Here is a 14,990-nt window from a genome sequence, read left to right as displayed (position 1 = left end):
TGTGTATAAGAGACAGGTGCCGGGGCGGACGGCACCTGTCGTCTGTGGGCGGCCAACTGCCAGGCGATACAGACTTGTTGGAAATTTTCCGGTGGCCTCTTGCGGCCCACAAGGCAGACGTGTAACACTCTTTCGCGAGGCAGTCTGCCCACTTCCAGGAGCCTTCGCACTGCCATCGCGTCGCCGTCGAGCGGCGCTTTTTTGTTTTCCGGGGCTCCCCGTTTCCCCGCATCTCCTTGTCTCCTGAAGGTGAGGCGACCAGTGACCATGGCCGACCCGATCCCCTCGCGTCCCCGCCCGGAGCAGTGCGCGTCGAGCCGCTGCCGCCGTGCGGCTCGCTCCGACAGTCTGCGACGCAGACCCGCCGCGCCCGGTGCCCGGCTCTGCGGTCCCTGCAAACGCGCCCTCGCGGCCGATCTGACCGCCCTGCCCGCGCTCCACCACGAGAGCGAGCAGCGGCTCGTGCTCCCCGCCCGGCAGGGAGGCCTCGCCCGGGTCACGGGCCACCGTCCGGACACGCCGCCCGTGAGCGACGCGGCGCTGGACGCCCGGCACGACGCCGTCGTACGACTGGCCTCCTGGACCCGGCTCGTCCTGGACGAGGACCCGGCCGCCGGAGCCCCGCCGGAGCGGTCCGTCCCCGAGCTGGCCGTCTTCCTCGGCCGGCACATCGACTTCCTGGCCGCCCACCCCGCCGCGGGCCCGGCGGCCGACGAGATCGCCCGCACCGCCACCGCCCTGCGGCTCGTGGTCGCGCCGCCCAAGCCCGACCTCGTACCGCTCGGCCGGTGTGTGGAGCCGGACTGCGACGCCGAGGTGTCGCTCCCCGGGCGCGGCGGCGACGAGCTGGTGCTGCGCGGACCGATGTGCGGCGCGGGGCATGTGCTCACGCCACGCCAGTGGCTACTGATGAACCATCGTCAATCGACGCTCGAGACCAAGGAGTCGGCATGAACGACGACCTGCGCGCCCCGCGCGGCAAACGCGTCCCCACCTCGCTCGCCGCCCTCGCCCTCGGCGTCCGCGAGGGCACGATCCGCCAGTGGGCCAACCGCGGCAAGATCACCCGGTACGGGACCAAGCGCCAGGCCCTGTACGACCTGAACGAGCTGGCCGCGCTCGCGGCGGCCGGGGAGAGCGGAGCGTAACTCCCCGCCCCTCGAAGCCCCACCCTTAGAGACCTCCCCACCCACAGCACCCACCCCACCGTTCGGCCACCGCCGCGCGGCCCTTCGGCATGCCCGAAAACAGGCCGCCGGCACAGCTCTTGAGGAGAGACAGCCATGGAGACGCACGGCACATCGCAGTGGCAGCAGCACTGGCAGGACCGGCGCGACCCCTTCGTCGAGGAGTGCTTCCGGGCCCGTGAGAGCCTGCTCGCCGATCTGAAGGACCCCGGCACCGCCCAGGCCCGTGTCCTCGACGACCTGATCGACATCGGGACCGCCTCGCTGCACTGGAAGGAGAAGGGGTACGACGCCGTCGCCGCCGCCCCGGACACCTTCCGGGCGGTGCTGCCGATCATGCGCTACAACGACTTCGTCGAGCAGATCGACCGGGAGACCCACACCAAGGGCGGCATCCTGTCGTGCAGCCCCGTACTGCGCTGGCTCAAGACCAGCGGGACGACGGGCACCCCCAAGCGCGTCCCGTACACACTGCACTGGCTGCTCAAGTACCGCATCCCCGCGATGAAGGCGATGTGGGGCACCTACCTGGAACACCACCCCGAGATCCTCGCCCACCCCTTCGCCACCCTCGACACCCAGACCGTCCGCGAGGACGTGTACGACTTCGTGCACGGCGTCGAGCACCAGGCGATCAGCAACCGGCACCCGCAGATCAACAGCCGGGACTGGAACCCGCCGTGGTACGAGTCGCCCTGGTTCGGCCCCGACACGCCCACCAGCCACGCCGGGCGGATGTACCACCGCGTACGGCACCTCGTCGGCAAGGACCTGCACTACATCTCGGCGATCAACCCCAGCACCCTCGTCTCGCTGCGCGACCTGATCGCCGACCACGGCGCCGAGCTGGTGCGCGACCTCAGAGAGGGCACCCTCCAGGGCAAGCCGTGGACCGAGCCCGACGAGAAGGCCGCGCTGCACCTCGAACAGGTCCTGGCCAAGGGCGAGTTCAGCCTCGTGGACCTCTGGCCGTCGCTGACGCTGTACAGCTGCTGGCTGTCGGCGTCCGCCGAGCTGTACCGGCCACGCCTGGACGCCGTGCTGCCCGGTGTCGCCAAGCTGCCGTTCATGAGCTGCGGGACCGAGGGCGTCACCACCATCCCCGTGGACGACACCCTGGAGAGCCAGCCGCTCGCCGTCAGCCAGGCCTACTTCGAGTTCGTCCCCGCCGACGTACCGCTCGGCGCCCTCCTCGACGCCGGCGAGAAGGTCGAGACGCTGCTGTACGACGAGGTCGAGGCGGGCCGCGACTACCACCTGATCATGTCCCAGGGGAACGGCCTCTACCGGCTGTGGACCGGTGACATCTACCGCGTGGACCGGATCGCGGACGGCACCCCCTGGGTCCACTTCACCCACCGCGACGGCGTCTTCCACTCCTTCACCGGCGAGAAGATCACCGAGGGCCAGGTCACCCAGGCCATCCGGCAGGGCCTCGAAGGCAGCGGGCTCGACACCGGGCTGTACATGTGCGGCCCCCGCTGGGACGAGCCGCCGTCCTACACCGTCGTCGTCGAGGTACCGGAACCCGGAGCGGACCTCGACCGGGTGCTGTCCGCCGCGATCGACCGCGAACTGTCCGTCATCAACATCGAGTACGCCTCGAAGCGGGACAGCGGACGGCTCTCCGCGCTCCAGGTGCGGACCGTGGCGCAGGGCGCGATCGCCGCGTACGTCGAATCCCGGCGGCAGCAGGGCAACGCCACTCAGTACAAGTACAAGCCGTTCCAGAAGGACATCGACTTCGTCGACGCGATCCTCGCCGACTGAACCGCCCCTCACCCACGCAGTGCCGATCAAGGAGAGTTGACCATGCTCGAGACCCTCAGGCCCCCGCAGAACACCCGCCGCGAGATCATCGACCTGCCCTGCGGCGACACCCGGCTCGCCCTGCACGTGTGGCGGCCGGAGCAGATCAAGGGAGCCGTCTTCTACTTCCACGGACTGCAGAGCCACGCCGGATGGCTGTGGGAAGTGGGCCCGCAGTTCGCCGACAACGACATCGCGTTCTTCGTCCTCGACCGGCGCGGCAGCGGCATCAGCCCCGGGCCGCGGCACGAGATACCGGACGTCGACACCGTCCTCGGCGACTACGCGAAGGGCGTCGCGTTCGTCCGGGAGATGATCGGAGACGCCGTACCCCTGTCCCTGTTCGGGCACTGCCTCGGCGGCTCCTTCCTGGCGGCCCTGATGGCGTACGAGGGGTTCACCACCTCGTACGACGCGGCCGTGTTCTGCTCGTCCTGGCTCGGCCGGATGCACGCGACCCTCGACCCGGAGGCACGCGAGGCCGTCGCGGCGAGCAGGAGCGAGGAGTTGTGGGACGCGGGGCTGCGGGCCGGCGACTTCACCGACGAGGTCAAGTACCAGCACTTCATCGACCACGACGACCTGGCGGTACGGCAGTTGACGCGGCGGTCGCGGGCGGTGCTGCTGGAACTGGAGCGGCTGTATCTGACGCGCGGACGCCTGAGCCCGACGGTCCCCGCCGCGACCTTCGTCTCCGGGATGACCGACCCGATCGTGGACCTCGACGCCGCGCACTCCGTCTTCCAGGACCTGGTCTCCGGGCGCGGCTCGATCATGAAGTTCCCCACCGACAAGCACTACCTCTTCTACACCGACGTCAGCGCCGGCCTGGTCGACTGGACGTCGACGTACACCCTGCTCCAGGGGGTGAACCGTGGCGCCTGAGGCCGGCGGGTCCGGACGGGCCCGGCTGTACCACGTCGAGCTCCCCATGCGGACACCGTTCGACCATCCGGCCGCCCGGCGGCGTACGTCCGACAGCCTGGTCCTGAGGCTCTCGGCCGACGGCGTGGACGGCATCGGCGAGTGCGCGCCCCGCTCGTACGTCACCGGGGAGACCACCGCGAGTGTGCGCACGGCGCTCGAACAGGTCGACTTCGACGCGTTGTTCGCGCTGCTGACCGGCCGCGACCCGCGGGAACTGCTGGGGCTGCTCCACCGGGACGGCTTCGCGCGGACCTTCGGGATCGACGGCGGCAACAACCTGCTCTGCCTGCTGGAGACGGCGGTCCTCGACTGGCTGGGGCGCCGGACGGGGGTGGGCGGACGGGAGCTGTTGCCGGGCGGGACCGACGAGGGGCGCCGCTCACTGCCCGTCTCGCAGGTGCTCGACCTCAGCCTGGACGCCGAGGAGTTCCTCGCCACCCGGGGCCCCTTCCACTTCGTGAAGATCAAGGCGTCGGACGACATCGAGCACGACGCCCGTACCGTCCGGACGATCCGCGACAAGCTCGGCGACGACGTACCGGTCATGGTCGACGCCAACATGTGCTGGACACCCGAGAACTCGGTCGACCACGCCCACCGGCTGCGCGAGGCCGGCGTCGACTACGTGGAGGAACCGCTGCCCAAGGGCTCGTGGGAGGCGCTGCGCGCGCTGCGCCAGGACGGCGGGCTGCGGATCATGCTGGACGAGTCGGTGTGCACGGCCCGGGACGCCCGTACGGCGGTCGAGTCCGGGGCCTGCGACGCCTTCAACATCCGGGTGTCGAAGAACGGGGGGCCGCTGCCGGCCGCCGGACTCGTCGCCTACGCCCGGGAGAACGGCGTCCGCTACCAGTTCGGCGTCCAGGTCGCCGAGGTGGGCCCGCTCATCAACTCCGGCCGGGCCCTGGCCTTCGGCCACCCGGACGCGCTCACCGTCGAGGCCGGGCAGTCCGACCGCTTCTTCCCGGAGATGATCGTCGCCCCGCCCCCGGCCGTCGACCGCCACACGAACACGCTGGCGCCGGCGGACGGCACCGGCTGGGGCATGGACCTCGCCGCGAGCGCGGAGCGCTGGGCCGTGCGGGACTTCTGAGCCGGCCCTTCCCACGCGCACATCACCGACACACCTCCCCACCACACACCCATGCCCGAAAGGCGGGAACATCATGACCATTCTGTTCGAATGCACGTACCGGGGCGGCCGTTACTTCGGCTTCGGACTGCCCAAGGCCGACCAGCCGTTGAGCCTCACACCGCTCAGGAACCTGGACCTGGGGAAGCTGCTCGCCGAGGGCGGTGACGTCGCCGTGCTCCTCGCCTCCTCCGAGACGGTGACCGTTCCCGCGAGCGAACGCGACAGCGTGTCCTTCCGCCCGCCGCTGCTGCCCGACCACCTGGGTGACGCCGTCGTCGGCGGCTTCATGCAGACCCACAACGTCAAGGTGGACGCGGACACCCCGTCCCAGCCGAACTGGTTCCTCAAGGGCCTCGGCGATGTACTGAGGACCTCGGGGGAGGCGTTGCGCGCACCGGCCGGGTCCGTCGCGCTGACCGAGGAGGCGGAGGTCGTCCTGGTCTACGTCACGGACGCGGAGGGCACTCCCCGGTACGTCGGCTACACCTTCGGCAACGACCTCACCGACATCGGCCGCTTCCGCCGCCACCGCGGGCACCTCTCGTACGCCAAGCTGTGCGACGCGGCCGTGGCGCCCTGGCTCTTCCTCGACGAACCGCCGCGCCATGTCACCGGGCACGTCACCATCGAGCGGGACGGCGAGCCGTGCTGGCGGGGCGAGTTCACCACCGGCACCAAGGCCCTGCACTACGGGCTCGACGCCATCATGTCCGAACTGTTCTCCTACGACGCCCTGCTGGCCCCCGGCCGGGTGCACTACGCCTACATCGGCGCCGACCGCAGCAGCTTCCACGACGGCTTCCGGATGGCCGACCGCGACCGCGTCACCCTGGACTTCACGAGCCACGGGGTCACCCTGTCGAACACCGTGCGATGTGCCTCGCCGACTCTCGCGGCCGCCGCGCACGAGGGACCGTGAGCGGCGGCGAGCGGGAGCGTACGCCGGTCGACCGGGTGCGCAGGCTCAGTGACACGGAGGCGACGTTCGCGTACACCCATGCGCTGACACGCGGCAGGGGCGGGCTCACCACCTCCTTCACGATGAACGGCGTGTTCTCGCCGGAGCGGGTGGAGGCGGCCGTGGAGCTGTGGCTGAGGAGGCTGCCGCTGCTGTCGCTGCGGATCGAGGACACCGGGGGCGAGGGACTGTGGTTCCGGCAGGGGACGTCGGCCGCGCCGTCGACGGGTGAGCGGCTGTGGGGGCTGCGGGTCGGGCGGGCTGCGGAGGGGGCGACACGTTTCTCCCTCAGCCTTCACCCCGCCATCTGCGACGGCCACTCCGTGGGGCGTCTCGTACGGCCGTTGCTGGACGCCCTGTTCGGCGTTCCGGGTGCCTGTGCCGGAGCGGAGGAGCTGCCGCCGGACACCGACGAGCTGACGTACGAGAGCGGTGGGGTGTGCGGGCTGTGCGTGCCGGGGCCGGCGCGGCGGGCCGTGACGTCGTACGGCGGAGAAGCCGGGCCGGGACCGGGGCGCGGGCGGTCGACCGGGGTGGTGCGTGAGAGCGACGGGGGTGTGACCCTCGCCATCGGCCCGTACGAGACCCGGCGGCTGCGTGACTGGTGCGGTGCGCGGCGGTTGACGGTCAGCGGGTTCCTCGCGACCGTGCTGGCCGACGCGTTCGCCCGGGAGAGCGGCCGCCGGGAGGTCACGGTCGCCAGGGCGGTGTCCCTGCGCCGGCGGTACGCCGAGCGGGCGCTGATCAGCGAACCAGGGTGTGTGCTGGGGCTGGTGCGGGCGCGGCTGCGGGCGGGCGGCGCCGGTCGGGACGCCGTGGGCGCGGGGGGCGACCTCGTGGGCCGGGCCCGGGGTCACGCGGAGGTGCTGTGCTCGGCCGGGCGGGACTGGCGTCCGGAGCGGCGGGCGCACACCGCGATCCGCCGGGCCGTGGAACGGGAGACGGCGGGGGGCGGCGGGCCGGAGCTGCGGGTGACCGACGCCGGTTCGGTGGACACCGCGCTCGGGCCGCACGCGGGGCGGGTCACGGGGTTCCGGACCGTGGCGGCTCGGGGCGACGGGGCGCTCGACGGCGCGCTGCATCTGTCGTCGTTCAAGGGGGCGTTGACGGTGGGACTGGCCGTCGGCGGGCCGTGGGCGGCTGCGGCGGAGCGGGAGTTGAGTGACGCCATGCTTTTGCACAACCGCAGGTGAGAGGCCCTGCGGGGGCGCGGACTCCTCAAAGTCGTAGTTGAAGATGGTCCCTTCGATTGAAAACAAAGAGTTCGTTCTCTATTTTTTGAGGGCAGGCTTCGTTCGAACCGGCGGGGCCCGCCCAGTGCGACCAGTCCAGAGGAAGGGAACGCGTCATGGTGAGGGCGTTTTCCAGCGTGGCCACCGGGCGGAGCGGATCCTCCGCACGCCGCTCCTCCTCAGGCGCCTTCGATGCCTTCATCGCGGAGATCTTCGAACGGCTGCCCCGTGCCGACCAGCGCAGATGGGCCCATGTCTACACACGAGGCCTGCTGACGACGCCGGGCCGCAAGACGGTACGCCGGCTCGCGTCCTCCGCCTCGGACTCCGCCACGGCGGCCCAGGCCCTGCACCAGTTCGTCAACGCCAGCCCCTGGGACTGGGAGCCGGTCCGCGCCCGCCTGGCCGACTGGGTCGTACGGCGGTCCCGGCCGCGTGCCCTGGTCATCGCCACGGCGGTGCTGCCCAAGCGGGGTGAGCGCTCCTGCGGAGTGCACCGCCGCTTCGTCCCGCAGGACGGACGTACCGTCAACTGCCAGGTCGGCGTCGGGGCGTTCCTCGCGGTGGAGCAGGGGACGGCGCCGGTCGACTGGCGGTTGCTGCTGCCCGGGCGGTGGGCCGAGGACGCGGGTCCGGGTCCAGCCGCGGGTTCGGCCGATGCCCTGGCACTGGACCTGGTCGACGCGGTGGGGACTCGGGAGGGGAGCGGCTCGGGCGGGGTGCCGGTGGTCGCCGACCTGGTCGGGTTCGCGGACCACGCCGCGCTGGTGGGCGGGCTCATCGGCCGGGGGCGGCGGTTCGTCGTGGCCGTACCCGATGACCTGGTGGTGCACCCGGACCGTGCGGCTCTCGGCGGGCCCGGCTCCCGTGCCGGTGCCGGCGTCGGTGCCGTGTCCGCGCGGAGCCTCCTCGCGGCCCACCCGGCCCGAGTGGCGACGGGGGTGGTCCGCCTCCCCGGCATCCCCGTCGCCCTCCGGTTGATCGGTGAGTCCGACGGCGGACGGATCTGGCTCACGGACCTCGTGGACAGGTCGCCGCGCGAGGTGTCGGCGCTGGCCAGGCTGCACACGAGTGCCGTCGACACGGTGGAGCGGCTGGCCGACGACTTCGGTCTGCGCGCCTTCGAGGGGCGCTCGTACGCCGGCTGGCACCACCACAAGACCCTGGTCTCCGCCGCCTTCGCCTACAGCACGCTCGGCTCCGCCGCCCCGACGCGGCCCGCCGACCCGGCCCACGCGACACACCGGCCACGCACCGCCCGCCCACCGCACCGGGCACGTACTGCGACGACCGGAGGACGGGCCGGTACGGCCCCGGGGCGCGGTGCCGGGGTTCCGGCACGGGCGCTCACCGCACCCGGGCGTGCCCCAGCAGCTCCGGCGCCCACCACACGCACCCTCGCGATCCCGCCCCCATCCCCCACGCCCCTCTCGCGCCCCCTCCTCACCCCGATACGAACGGAATCCTGATGGCCCTCCCCAAAGCGTTCTGGTTGTTGTGGTTCGGGCAGACCGTCAGCCGGCTCGGGACGCTCGCCCCTGCCTTTCTCGTGCTCTACATGGAGCAGGACGGGCTCGTCGCCCCGGGTACGACCCCGCTCGTCGTCGGGCTCTTCGGCGCCGGTGTCGTGCTGTCCGGGCTGGTGGGAGGGGCGGTCGCCGATCTGATCGGGCCGCGTCGCACCATCGTCGCCGCCCAGCCGGTCACCGCCGCGATGGCTCTGCTCTTCGCCGTCGCCGAGAACGTCGTCGCCCTGTGCGCGCTGTCGCTGATCACCGGGTTCCTGTCGTCCGTCGACCGGCCGGCCGGGGCCGGGCTGATCTCCGCGATCGTTCCGCAGGAGCAGTTCTCGAAGGCGTACAGCCTCTTCCTCGTCGGCTTCAACATCGGCATGTCGCTGAGCCCCGTCTTCTCCGGTTTCCTGCTCGAGGTCAGCCCCGGTGCCCTCTTCGTCGTCTGGGCGGCCTCCAGCCTCGTCTACGCGGCCCTCGTCTTCGCGGTGCCCGCCGATCCGCAGCCCGTGCGGGACACCGACCGGCCCGCCGGGGCCGCTGCGGCCCTCAAGTCGGCCGCACGCGGGATCGCCGAACCCTTCCGGACCCCCGTCCTGGTCGCCTTCCTCCTCCTGACCTTCCTGCTGGCCTGCATCTACCTCCAGGTCAACTCCGCGTTGCCGCTCGACATGCGGGCCAGCGGGCTGAGCACCGGGGACATCGGCTTCGTCCTCGCCGTCAACGCCGTGCTGTCCGTGCTGCTGCTCCCGCTCGTGCCCCGGCTGGTCGGCGGGCTGCGCGCCCACGTCCCGCTGATCCTGGCGGCCGTGTTCATGGCCCTCGGCTTCGGCGGCAACGCCCTCGCCGGCGGCATGGTCTCCTTCACGATCGCCACCGTCGTATGGACGCTCGGCGAGGTGCTGTGGGCCCCGATGTCCGCCACCTTCATCGCCGACCGGGCCCCGGCCGGACGCAGCGGCACCTACCAGGGCTCGTACTTCTTCGCCTGGAACGCGGCGTTCGTCGTCGGCAGCCCCGCCGGACTCGCCCTCGCCCACTCCCACGGCTACGAGGCGCTGTGGATGTCCGTCCTCGGCCTCGGGCTCGCGGTGACGGCCGGCTTCGCCCTGCTGCCCCGGCTGGCCGGGTTCGTGACCAAGCACGACTCCGACCCCGACTCCCCCTCCGACCCCGACACCGAGTCCGTCGGCACCGCCCGCGCAACCACCCCGTAACCCCTGACCCGAGAGACAAGGTGACCCACCATGCCCGCACCCACCCCCCGCACCGCGCTCCTCGTCGGCGCCGCCGGCGGCATCCTCAAGGAGGTCTCCCGCGAGCTCGCCGAGGAGGGCCACACGCTGGTCCTGTTCGACCGGGACGCCGAGGCCGTCGGCCGGCTCGCCGAGGAGCTGGGACGGATCACCAAGGTCGAGACGGTCGTCGGTGACATCACCGACATCCCGGCGGCGGAACGCCAGTTGACCGACATCGTCGACCGGTTCGCCCCGTCCATCCTCGTCAACGGCGTCGGCGGCGACACCCGCGTGATCGGCTACGCCGACCTCACCACCGACCACTTCGACGAGTCCTTCCTGGAGAACGTGGTCAGCAGCTGGATCGCGGTCAAGGTGTGCGCCCCGCGCATGGCCGCCGACGGCTACGGCCGCATCGTCAACTTCGCCTCGGCGGGCGGCCGTACCTACAGCCGCTTCAACAACGCCGCGTACGTCGCCGCCAAGGCCGCCGTCATCGGCATGACCAAGCAGCTGGCGTTCGAGCTGGCCCCGACCGGGGTCGTCGTCAACGTCGTCGCCCACGGGCCCATCGCCACCGAGCGGGTCGCCGGGGCGTTGGAGCGGCGGGACCCGGAGCAGCGGCAGGCCCTCCTGGCCAAGCTGCCGATGGGCCGCTACGGCACCGTCGCCGAGGCCGTCGGCAGTGTGCTGCACCTCTGCTCCGAGAGCGCCGGCTACTCGACCGGGTCCGTCATCGACATCAACGGCGGCATCTACATGTGAGTCCCGCCCGCACACCGTCCCCACGCCCAGTGACACCGGAGGCATCCATGGCGAAGTTCGTCGTCGAGTTCGAGTACAACGTCGACCGTGCGGGCCGGGAGCATCTGCACCCCGCCCACACCGAGTATCTGCGGTCCCTCACCGACAGCGGCGTCCTGCTGCTGGCCGGACCGCTCAAGGACACCAACGGCGGCCTGCTGGTCTACGAGGCCGAGGACCGCGACCGCCTCCAGGAGGTCCTGGACGCCGAGCCCTACGTCAAGGGCGGCATCGTCTGCCGGGTCCGTATCCGGCAGTGGGCGCCGGGCAAGGGCACCTGGGCCGCCGCGGCGGCGGAGAAGACCGCGGCCTGAGCCCGGGGCTTCGCCACCCTCCCCGTAATGAAGAAAGCCTCCCCCGAAAGGACCGACTGACGTGCTCGTGACGCCAGTTCAGCAAACCCCCGCCCCGCTGCGCCGGGAAGCCCTGCACGCCGGGATCGTCGACCCGGGCATGGACTCGATGCGGCTGCTCAGCGAGACGGCGATGAAGTTCCCCGAGGCGCTGTCGTTCTCGTCGGGGGCGCCCCACGACGGTACGCACGACCTCACGAAGCTCTCGTACTACGTCGACCGGTACATCGCGCACCTGCGGGAGCAGGGGGTGCCCGAGCAGCGCGTCACCCGGCTGCACTTCCAGTACGGACCCGTCAACGGGTTCATCCAGGAAGAGGTCGCCCGGATGCTCGCCAAGGACGAGGACATCGATGTCGCGCCCGAGGCGATCATGATCACGCACGGCTTCCAGGAGGCGGCGCTCGTCGCCCTGCGGGGCCTGTTCCGCTCGCCCGACGACGTCCTGCTGTCCGTGTCGCCGGCGTACGTCGGGATCCGCGGCGCCGCCCGCATGCTGGACATTCCGGTCAAGGGCATCACCGAGGGGCCCAACGGCCTCGAACCGGAGGCCGTGGCCGCCGCCGTGCGCGCCGTGCGCGCCGAGGGCAAGCGGCCCACCGCGCTCTACCTGGTCCCGGACTTCTCCAACCCGTCCGGCACGGTCGTCCCCCTGGAGGCCCGGCGGCGGCTGCTCGAGCTGGCCGCCGAGGAAGGGTTCACCATCCTGGAGGACAACCCGTACGGGCTGTTCGCGGACGACGAGGAGCGGCTGCCGACGCTCAAGGCGCTGGACACCCGCGGTGACGTCGTCTACCTCGGCTCCTTCGCCAAGTCCGCGTTCCCGGGCGCCCGCCTCGGCTATCTGGTCGGTGACCGGGAGGTCGTCGGCGAGGACGGCACCCGGCGCACCCTCGCCCAGGAGCTCTCCAAGGCCAAGGCGATGTTCACGGTCGGCTCGTCCTCGCTCTCCCAGGCCGCGATCGGCGGCATCCTCGTCGACGCCGGCTACGACCTGCGCTCCGCCACCCGCGATCTGGCCGCCGTCTACCAGGAGCGGCTCGCCGCCACCCTCGACGCCCTCGCCGAGCACTTCCCGCCCGAGCGGTACGCCGAGCACGGCGTGCGCTGGAACCGGCCGCGCGGCGGCTTCTTCCTGGTCGTCGAGGTGCCCTTCGAGGCCGACCTCGTCGCCATGGAACGGTCGGCCCGCGACTACGCCGTCAGCTGGGCGCCGATGAGCATGTTCCACCTCGACGGCAGCGGCGAACGCGCCCTGCGCCTCGGCTTCAGCAACCTCACGCCCGCCGCGATCCGCGAGGGCATCGCCCGCCTGGCCCGCTTCATCGAGGCCGAGTCCACGCCCGAACCGGAGGCCACCTCATGAGCAGCACGCCCACGCGCCCCGTGGCGGTGATCGTCGACGGCTACTCCGCCGGCAACTTCTACCCCGCCGCCTTCGCCGCGTACGGCACGGACGTCGTCCACGTCCAGTCCACCCCGGAGCTGATCCCGGCGATGGCGCCGCCGGACCTCACCGCCTACCGGGAGAACATCCCCGGCCACGGCGACGAGAGCGCCCTCGTCGAGCGGCTGCGCGCCCTCGACCCGGTGTGCGTGATCGCCGGCCAGGAGTCGTCCGTACCGCTCGCCGACCGGCTGAGCGAGGCGGTCGGCGTCCCCTCCAACGGCTCGGCACTGTCACCGGCCCGCCGCGACAAGTACGAGATGATCGAGACGCTGCGCCGCGCCGGGGTGCGCTGCGCGCGGCAGCTCAAGACCGACGACCCGGACGCGGCGGTCGGCTGGGCCGAGGAGCACGGCAGTTACCCGGTGGTCGTCAAACCGCTGAGCTCGGCGGCCTCCGACGGCGTCTTCGTCTGCGACGGCCCCGACGCGGTCCGCTCCGCCGCCCGGACCGTCCTCGACGCCCCGAACATGTTCGGCCTCGCCAACACCGAGATCCTCGTGCAGTCCTACCTCAAGGGCACCGAGTACATCGTCGACACGGTCAGCCGCGGCGGCGAGCGGTACGTCTGCGGGGTCTGGGAGTACGAGAAGACGCTGCTGCCGTCCGGCAAGAACATCTACAACCGCGACCTCCTCGCCGACCCGTACGACAACCCGGTGGTCGCCGAACTCACCGCGTACGTCGACGAGGTCCTCGCCGCCCTCGGCGTCGCCTGGGGGCCGGCCCACGCCGAGGTCATCGTCACCGACGAGGGCCCCGTCCTGGTCGAGATCGGCACCCGCCTCAACGGCAACATCAACGCCCCCTTCCACGACGTGTGCCTCGGCCACAACCAGGCGGCGCTCACCGCGCAGGCGTACACCCGGCCCGACGCGTTCCGCGCCGAGTACGCCGGCCGGACGTACACGAGGCTTCAGCCCGCCGTCGTCTACAACGCCCCGACCGAGCTCGACGGTGTCGTCGACAGCGTCGACGAGACGGCCGTGGCGGAGATCCGCGGCCTGGAGAGCGTCTTCCTCGCGACGGTCAAGTACGCGCCCGGCGCCCGGATCAGGCCCACGGTCGACCTGCTGACCAGTTCGATGCGGGTGTTCCTCACGGCGCCGGACGAGTCGGCCCTGACGGCCGGCTACGAGAAGGTCCGCGCGCTCAAGGACGCCGTGTACCGGGTCGCCTGACCCCCACCCACTCCCTGCCCTGCCTTTGTTCTCTCTACTTGCTTCCCGGAGGTCTGTCATGCACAGCCGTATCGGTCTCTTCCTGTCCCCCGTCCACGAGACCGGCCAGGACCCGCACCTCGCGATCCGCCGCAACCTGGACCTCGTCGAGTACGTCGACGACCTCAACTTCGACGAGGCGTGGTTCGGCGAGCACCACACGCTGGGCTGGGGCCTGGTCGGTGCGCCCGAGACGCTGATAGCCGCCGCGTCCCAGCGCACCACCCAGATCAAGCTGGCCCACGGCGTCGTACCGCTCTCCGGCCACCACCCCTTCCACGTGGCGAGCCGGGCGGTCCACCTCGACCACCTCACCCGCGGCCGGTACATCCTGGGCGTCGGCCCGGGCGTGCCCTTCGACGCGAAGATGTTCGGCCTGGAGCAGCCGGTGCAGCGCCGCCGTCTGGAGGAGGCCCTGCCGACGGTCCTGGAGCTGGTCAACGGCGACGAGCGGATCACCCAGCAGACGGACTGGTTCGACCTGCGCGACGCCAAGCTCCAGCTGCCGCGCTTCAGCCCGCAGGGCATCGAGGTCGCGGTCGCGACGTCCGGCACCTCGCAGTCCAGCCCGCGCCTGATCGGCCAGTACGGGCTGAGCATGACCTCGTTCGCGCTGCCCTTCGCCCTCCTCACGCCGGGCGCCCCCGCGCACATCAACCTGGCCCACCAGTGGAAGTACGCGGAGGAGGCCGCCGCCGAGCACGGGCAGACCCTGGACCGCGACAAGTGGCGCATCGCGCTGCCGGTGCACGTGGCCGAGACCCGCGAGGAGGCGTTCGCGGACGTCCGCGAGGGCTACGACCGCTGGCTGTTCGAGTACTTCGGCAAGGCGGCCGGCCGTGAGGTCCTCAGCCCCGACGTGCCGCGCGAGAAGGCGCTGGAGGCCCGGGTCGAGGCGGGCGGCGCGCTCGTCGGCTCGGTGGACGACGTGGTCGCCGGCATCGAGCGGCTGCACGAGATCACCGGCGGCTTCGGCACGCTGCTCGTCTACGTCGCCGACTGGACGTCCTGGGAGAAGACCAACCGCAGCATGGAGCTGCTGGCCCGTCATGTCGCTCCCCGCATCAACGGCTCGGCGGCCCGGCCGCAGGAGGCCGTGGACTTCGCGATCGCCAGCCGGAAGAAGTAGCGCGCCGCAGCACCTGGTGCGAGGCGGCGTCCTCGCCGAG

General features: G+C 71.7%; 14 protein-coding genes. All 14 read left to right on the top strand.

All coding sequences use genetic code 11. From position 1 onward, the window contains the following. Positions 1-267: 267 nt before the first annotated feature. The 14 genes from ACFT4A_RS29490 (at position 268) to ACFT4A_RS29425 (ending at position 14,950) form a co-directional block, all read left to right on the top strand. Positions 268-954, top strand: a complete 687-nt coding sequence (locus ACFT4A_RS29490) for a hypothetical protein (RefSeq protein ID WP_382835787.1) — start codon at positions 268-270, stop codon at positions 952-954. After that, on the top strand, positions 951-1,148 hold the full coding sequence (locus ACFT4A_RS29485; protein ID WP_382835784.1) for a hypothetical protein: 198 nt from the start codon (positions 951-953) through the stop codon (positions 1,146-1,148). The genes ACFT4A_RS29490 and ACFT4A_RS29485 overlap by 4 nt, the downstream gene beginning before the upstream one ends. Before the next feature lie 135 nt (positions 1,149-1,283). Continuing rightward, the gene (locus ACFT4A_RS29480; RefSeq protein ID WP_382835781.1) at positions 1,284-2,957 is read left to right on the top strand and encodes a GH3 auxin-responsive promoter family protein; all 1,674 of its coding nucleotides are present in this window, start codon (positions 1,284-1,286) and stop codon (positions 2,955-2,957) included. Positions 2,958-2,999: 42 nt separating this feature from the next. Beyond that, the gene (locus ACFT4A_RS29475) at positions 3,000-3,881 is read left to right on the top strand and encodes an alpha/beta hydrolase (RefSeq protein ID WP_382835778.1); all 882 of its coding nucleotides are present in this window, start codon (positions 3,000-3,002) and stop codon (positions 3,879-3,881) included. Continuing rightward, positions 3,871-5,016 (top strand): enolase C-terminal domain-like protein, encoded by a 1,146-nt coding sequence (locus tag ACFT4A_RS29470; protein WP_382835775.1) that lies wholly within the window; start codon positions 3,871-3,873, stop codon positions 5,014-5,016. The genes ACFT4A_RS29475 and ACFT4A_RS29470 overlap by 11 nt, the downstream gene beginning before the upstream one ends. A 73-nt stretch (positions 5,017-5,089) precedes the next feature. Beyond that, entirely contained in the window at positions 5,090-5,977 is an 888-nt protein-coding gene (locus ACFT4A_RS29465) for an FAH family protein (RefSeq protein ID WP_382835773.1), read from the top strand. After that, a complete protein-coding gene (locus ACFT4A_RS29460; RefSeq protein WP_382835771.1) occupies positions 5,974-7,209 on the top strand; it encodes a hypothetical protein in 1,236 nt (411 codons plus the stop codon). The genes ACFT4A_RS29465 and ACFT4A_RS29460 overlap by 4 nt, the downstream gene beginning before the upstream one ends. A 155-nt stretch (positions 7,210-7,364) precedes the next feature. Then, the gene (locus ACFT4A_RS29455) at positions 7,365-8,717 is read left to right on the top strand and encodes an IS701 family transposase (protein WP_382835768.1); all 1,353 of its coding nucleotides are present in this window, start codon (positions 7,365-7,367) and stop codon (positions 8,715-8,717) included. After that, positions 8,717-9,976: an MFS transporter gene (locus ACFT4A_RS29450; RefSeq protein ID WP_382835765.1), complete on the top strand. Its 1,260-nt coding sequence runs from the start codon at positions 8,717-8,719 to the stop codon at positions 9,974-9,976. Before ACFT4A_RS29455 ends, ACFT4A_RS29450 begins: the two co-directional genes overlap by 1 nt. A gap of 30 nt (positions 9,977-10,006) precedes the next feature. Continuing rightward, positions 10,007-10,762, top strand: coding sequence for an SDR family NAD(P)-dependent oxidoreductase (locus ACFT4A_RS29445; protein WP_382835763.1), 756 nt, complete (start codon positions 10,007-10,009; stop codon positions 10,760-10,762). A gap of 47 nt (positions 10,763-10,809) precedes the next feature. Then, positions 10,810-11,115 carry a YciI family protein gene (locus ACFT4A_RS29440; protein WP_382835760.1) on the top strand — a complete coding sequence of 102 codons (306 nt, stop codon included), beginning with the start codon at positions 10,810-10,812 and terminating at the stop codon, positions 11,113-11,115. Positions 11,116-11,182: 67 nt separating this feature from the next. After that, positions 11,183-12,520 (top strand): PLP-dependent aminotransferase family protein, encoded by a 1,338-nt coding sequence (locus ACFT4A_RS29435; protein ID WP_382835758.1) that lies wholly within the window; start codon positions 11,183-11,185, stop codon positions 12,518-12,520. Then, entirely contained in the window at positions 12,517-13,782 is a 1,266-nt protein-coding gene (locus ACFT4A_RS29430) for an ATP-grasp domain-containing protein (protein WP_382835755.1), read from the top strand. Before ACFT4A_RS29435 ends, ACFT4A_RS29430 begins: the two co-directional genes overlap by 4 nt. Positions 13,783-13,840: 58 nt before the next feature. Next, positions 13,841-14,950, top strand: coding sequence for an LLM class flavin-dependent oxidoreductase (locus ACFT4A_RS29425; RefSeq protein WP_215119158.1), 1,110 nt, complete (start codon positions 13,841-13,843; stop codon positions 14,948-14,950). Positions 14,951-14,990 lie beyond the last annotated feature (40 nt).

This window comes from Streptomyces sp. NPDC057099, from assembly GCF_042671245.1.
Taxonomy (GTDB): Bacteria; Actinomycetota; Actinomycetes; order Streptomycetales; family Streptomycetaceae; genus Streptomyces; species Streptomyces purpurascens.
This window is presented reverse-complemented; position numbering and strand designations above follow the sequence as displayed.

Coding starts and splice junctions, on each gene's coding strand:
- ACFT4A_RS29465 (WP_382835773.1), top strand. CDS start 5,090: ATGACCATTCTGTTCGAATGCACGTACCGGGGCGGCCGTTACTTCGGC.
- ACFT4A_RS29480 (WP_382835781.1), top strand. CDS start 1,284: ATGGAGACGCACGGCACATCGCAGTGGCAGCAGCACTGGCAGGACCGG.
- ACFT4A_RS29445 (WP_382835763.1), top strand. CDS start 10,007: ATGCCCGCACCCACCCCCCGCACCGCGCTCCTCGTCGGCGCCGCCGGC.
- ACFT4A_RS29475 (WP_382835778.1), top strand. CDS start 3,000: ATGCTCGAGACCCTCAGGCCCCCGCAGAACACCCGCCGCGAGATCATC.
- ACFT4A_RS29440 (WP_382835760.1), top strand. CDS start 10,810: ATGGCGAAGTTCGTCGTCGAGTTCGAGTACAACGTCGACCGTGCGGGC.
- ACFT4A_RS29490 (WP_382835787.1), top strand. CDS start 268: ATGGCCGACCCGATCCCCTCGCGTCCCCGCCCGGAGCAGTGCGCGTCG.
- ACFT4A_RS29430 (WP_382835755.1), top strand. CDS start 12,517: ATGAGCAGCACGCCCACGCGCCCCGTGGCGGTGATCGTCGACGGCTAC.
- ACFT4A_RS29455 (WP_382835768.1), top strand. CDS start 7,365: ATGGTGAGGGCGTTTTCCAGCGTGGCCACCGGGCGGAGCGGATCCTCC.
- ACFT4A_RS29450 (WP_382835765.1), top strand. CDS start 8,717: ATGGCCCTCCCCAAAGCGTTCTGGTTGTTGTGGTTCGGGCAGACCGTC.
- ACFT4A_RS29485 (WP_382835784.1), top strand. CDS start 951: ATGAACGACGACCTGCGCGCCCCGCGCGGCAAACGCGTCCCCACCTCG.
- ACFT4A_RS29425 (WP_215119158.1), top strand. CDS start 13,841: ATGCACAGCCGTATCGGTCTCTTCCTGTCCCCCGTCCACGAGACCGGC.